Origin of the sequence: Herbaspirillum lusitanum P6-12, assembly GCF_000256565.1 — a bacterium.
In the GTDB taxonomy this organism is placed as follows: Bacteria; Pseudomonadota; Gammaproteobacteria; order Burkholderiales; family Burkholderiaceae_D; genus Herbaspirillum; species Herbaspirillum lusitanum.
Window position 1 is genome coordinate 1 of the sequence record NZ_AJHH01000308.1, and the last position, 4,176, is coordinate 4,176.

The 4,176-nt window shown below is 63.7% G+C and carries 4 protein-coding genes; all 4 read right to left on the minus strand.

The window, feature by feature from the left end; all coding sequences use genetic code 11:
* Positions 1–622, minus strand: a 622-nt coding sequence (locus HLUSI_RS0109685; RefSeq protein WP_016833784.1) for an HpcH/HpaI aldolase family protein, incomplete at its 3' end; no start/stop codon positions are given.
* A gap of 98 nt (positions 623–720) precedes the next feature.
* Positions 721–1,989: a D-amino acid dehydrogenase gene (locus tag HLUSI_RS0109690; RefSeq protein ID WP_016833785.1), complete on the minus strand. Its 1,269-nt coding sequence runs from the start codon at positions 1,987–1,989 to the stop codon at positions 721–723.
* A gap of 187 nt (positions 1,990–2,176) precedes the next feature.
* The gene (locus HLUSI_RS0109695) at positions 2,177–3,307 is read right to left on the minus strand and encodes a branched-chain amino acid ABC transporter substrate-binding protein (protein ID WP_238533957.1); all 1,131 of its coding nucleotides are present in this window, start codon (positions 3,305–3,307) and stop codon (positions 2,177–2,179) included.
* A gap of 50 nt (positions 3,308–3,357) precedes the next feature.
* A partial coding sequence (locus HLUSI_RS27915; RefSeq protein ID WP_157137806.1) for a branched-chain amino acid ABC transporter substrate-binding protein occupies positions 3,358–4,176 on the minus strand: 819 nt, incomplete at its 5' end.

Here is a 4,176-nt window from a genome sequence, read left to right on the forward strand (position 1 = left end):
TGGTTTCGGCGCGCAGCAGTTGCACGTCGGTGCCCGGCGTCAGCATGTCGACACCGTAGGCCTTCATGCGTTCCGCCATTTCCACCGAGCCGCAGAAGATGCCGACGTATTTGCCGCGCGCGTGGGAGACTTCAATAAGGTGTTTGATGGCCTGGTCGACCTTGTCGTCGCTCCACGAATCCGGCGTCAGGCCGAGTTCGATGGCGAGGTCGCTGGGGCCGATGAAGATGCCGTCGAGATCCGGCACCGACAGGATCTCTTCCACCGCCGCCAGGCCCTGGCGCGTTTCGATCATGGCCAGCGTCAGCACGGTGCGGTTGGCGTGTTCGAAATAATCCTTGCCGCCGTACAGTACGCCGGCGCCGGCGTCGAGCAGCTTGTTGATTTCGCCCAGGCTGTTTTCGGAGCAGCGCACCAGCGGCGCGGCGTTGGTGGTGGAGATCGCCTGCAGCATCGGCACCGCCGATTCGATCGAGAACAGGCCGTGTTGCAAGTCGACGGTGACGGCGTCATAGCCGCAATCGGCGACCACTTCGGCGAGGAAAGAATTGCCGATGGACGCCCAGCCGTTGAGGGCCAGTTTCTTTTGCGCGAACAAGGTGCGCAGGGGGTTTTGCCGCATTCCGGTCTCCATATCGTTATTGGGTAGTCCGGATATGGTATGCGGATTCCGCCGATGATGCAGGGCAACGGATGAATCGCCGGAGAGCGGCGCTGAAATTATCTCGTGTAACGGAACGGCGCGTCGTCGATCGCCGTCTTGCGTCCGCCGATCTGCGCCGCCAGCAGGGCCGCGCTGCCGCAAGCCAGCGTCCAGCCGAGCGCGCCCTGGCCGATGTTCAGATAGAGATTCCTGACCGGCGATGCACCGATGACCGGCACGCCGCTCGGCGTGGCAGGACGGAAGCCGGCCCACGGCGACAACCGTGCCGCGTTGCCGGCGTGGATGCTGCCCGGGAACAGCTCGTCGGCGCCGTTGCTCAGTTCATCGATGGCGCGTTGCGGAATGCTTGTGTCCATGCCGACCAGCTCGACGCGGCCGGCCACGCGCAGGCGGTTGCCCAGGCGCGCATAGACGATCTTGCGCGAGATGTCGGTGATCGACACCTGCGGCGCGGCGGCTTGCGACAACGCGTCGTCGAGCGGCACGGTGATGCTGTAGCCCTTCAGCGGATACAGCGGCAAGCTGAAACCGGCCCGGCGCGCGAAGTCCGCGCTGTTGGCGCCCAGCGCCAGCACAAATGCGTCGGCATCGATTGGCCCCGAACCAGTACCGACCGACTGAATGGCGCCGTCGCGCAGCGTGACGCCGGTGACCGTGGTGGAGGGCAGAAAGCGGAAGTTCGGATTGGCCTGCATGCGCTCAACCAGCGCCTGGCAAAACTGCGCGCAGTCGCCGGCTTCTTCGCTCGGCGTGTAGACGCCGCCGGCCCAGTTGCGGCGCGCCTTGCCCAGCGCCGGTTCGATTTCCAGGCAGCGCGCGGCGTCGATCACTTCCTGTTGGCAGCCGTGCTGCGCCTGGAAGGCGATCTGCTTGCGCGCCGACGCCAGTCCGGCAGGATCGGTGTACATCACCAGCTTGCCGGCGGTGCGATGGTTGAATTCGACTGGCGCAGCCTGCAGGACGTGCGTCATCTCGTCGCGGCTGTAGAACGCCAGTTGCAGCAGTTCGATGGTGGTGCGCTGCACGCGCGCGGCGTTGCTGGCGGCGAGGAATCTGATCAGCCAGCGCCATTGCGCAGGATCCAGCTTCGGTTTCAGCGTCAGCGGCGAATCGGCGCTGAACAGGTAGTGCGGCCAATGCGTCCATACCGATGGATCGGCCAGCGGCGCGACGTAGGAATAGCTCAGCTGGGCGCCGTTGCCGAGACTGGTGCCGGCGCCGGCTTGAGCGCGTGCATCCAGCAAGGTGACCTGATGGCCGTCTTCGAGCAGACGATACGCTGAGGTGACGCCGATGACGCCGGCGCCGAGTACGCAGATTTGCATTGCTTGTTCCTGTTGGGCGGAGATATTCCTGGCACGGGGCTATCGTTGTTAAATGCCGGCTTGCGCCCGCAAAATCGCGGCCAGGATAGTCGTCGCCGATACTGATCAATGATAGCGGCGACTATACGCAATTTCAGTTTCCCTGTCGTATGCCGAATCGGCATCGTGAGCGAGGTCTGCTATCGGATCATTTGCCGCCGAAGGTTTGCACCGGTGTCCATTTGCCGCCGCGCACCCGGTAAACCGTATAAGCCGGATTGAGCAGGTTGCCTTCGCCGTCGAAGGCAATTGTGCCGGTCAGGCCTTTGTATTTCAGTTGGTGCAGCGAGGCGGCAATGCGCCGCGGTTCCAGCGAGTCGGCCTGCTGGATGGCTGCGGCGATGGCATATGCGGCGTCATAGGCAAACGGTGCGAACAGTTCGATCGGACCGCCATAGGTCGCGGCGAACTTGTCCTGGAATTTTTTCCAGCCAGCCATTTTTTCCTGGGCCTGGCCTGGCGCGATGCCGAATGTCCCCTCGCCGTCGGCGCCCGTCAGCCGCAGGAAGGTCGGACTGACGATGCCATCCGCCGCCAGCAGCGTGGCGTTGACGCCGGCGTGCCGCATCGCCAGCTTGAGCGCAGCGGCTTGCGGTCCGAGGCCTCCGAAGAAAATCAGGTCGGCGTCGGTGTTGCGCACTGCAGTCAGCGCGGCATTGAAGTCGGAAGTCTTGCTGCTGATGGTCTGTTGCGTCACGACGGCCGAGCCCTTGTCCTGCAAGCCTTGCCTGAACTGGTTCGCCAGCATGGCGCCGAAGCCGGTATCGTCGTGGATCACTGCGATGCGTCTGGCCTTGAGCTGTTGCAAGGCAAAGGCGCTGGCGTAACGGCCGCCGTCGTCGTCATGGCCGACGATGCGAAAGCTGTCGGCGTAACCGTTTTGCGTATATTGCCTGCCGGTCGAACCCGGTGCGATCTGGGGGATGCCGGCGGCGTGATAGATGTGGGCGGCGGGTATGCTGGCGCCGGTATTCCAATGGCCGATCACGGCGACGACCTCGGATCTGACCAGGTAATTGGCCACCAGCGTTGCCGTATGAATGTCTCCGCGGTCATCCTGCGTCAGCAATTTGAACAGCAGCGGCCGACCGCCCACGGAAATGCCGCGTGCATTGAGCTCCGCCAGGGCCAGCTCCACCGCTTGCACCTGGCTCCGGCCCATTTGCGCAGAACTGCCGGACAAGGGGCCGGCGAAGCCGATCTGCACCAGCCGTACGTCGCTGGCGGCCTGCAGCGGGGCCGTCAGCAGGCCCGCCAGTACCATGGCTAGTCCCAGCACTGCTGTCGGTCGATGACGTCGCAAAAGTGTCGTCAGTATCATGATCATCATTATGATTTGCTGGCGTCGTAGGTCTGTAGCGGTAGCCAGTGCATGTCCTTCATCTGGTAAATCGTGAAGATGGGATTGAGCAGGTTGCCATTGCGGTCGAAGGAAATGGTCCCGGTCAATCCGCTGTAACGCACCTTGTACAGCGCGGCCAGGATCCTGGCGGGCAGGAAGGAATCCGCGTCGCGCACGGCGGCGACCAGCACCTGCACAGCGTCGTAGGTGATCGGCGCGTAGTCGTTGATGTTGCCGCCGAAGCGCTGCAGGTACTCCTTTTCAAAGTTCTTCCAGCCCGGCATTTTGTCGGTGGGCATGCCGGGATTGATCGCCAGCACGCCATCGGCGGCGGCGCCCGCGTCGCGCAGGAAATTCAATCCGTTGGTGCCGTTCATGCCGTGCACGAACGTCGTCTGCAAGCCGACCCGGCGCACGTTGCGCACCAATGCAGCGGCCTGGTCAGCCAGGCCGCCGAAGAAAATGACGTCGGGGCGCTTCAATCTGGTCGCCTCCAGGATGGTGTTGAAATCCGAGGAGCGGAACTGGATTGAGTCGCTGCTCACGACCTTGCCCTTGCGCGCCTGGAAGCGTTCCTTGAAAGCGACGCCGAACATGTTGCCGGCGCGGGTGCCGTTGTCGATGACGGCGGCGTTCAATGCATGCAGGTTGTCCACCAGGTAATCGGCCAGCAGCGGCGCACCCTGGCCGCTATGGCCGATCATGCGGAAGGTGGTGTGGCGCTCGCCTTCGGGCCACGGTGCGCTGGCGCTGGGGGCGAGTTGGGCGATGCATCGCTGAAGATCCTGGCGGTGGCGAGCGTGGTG

Bases quoted from the DNA above. Each gene is read 5' to 3' on its own strand.
- HLUSI_RS0109690 (WP_016833785.1), bottom strand. From the start codon at position 1,989: ATGCAAATCTGCGTACTCGGCGCCGGCGTCATCGGCGTCACCTCAGCG.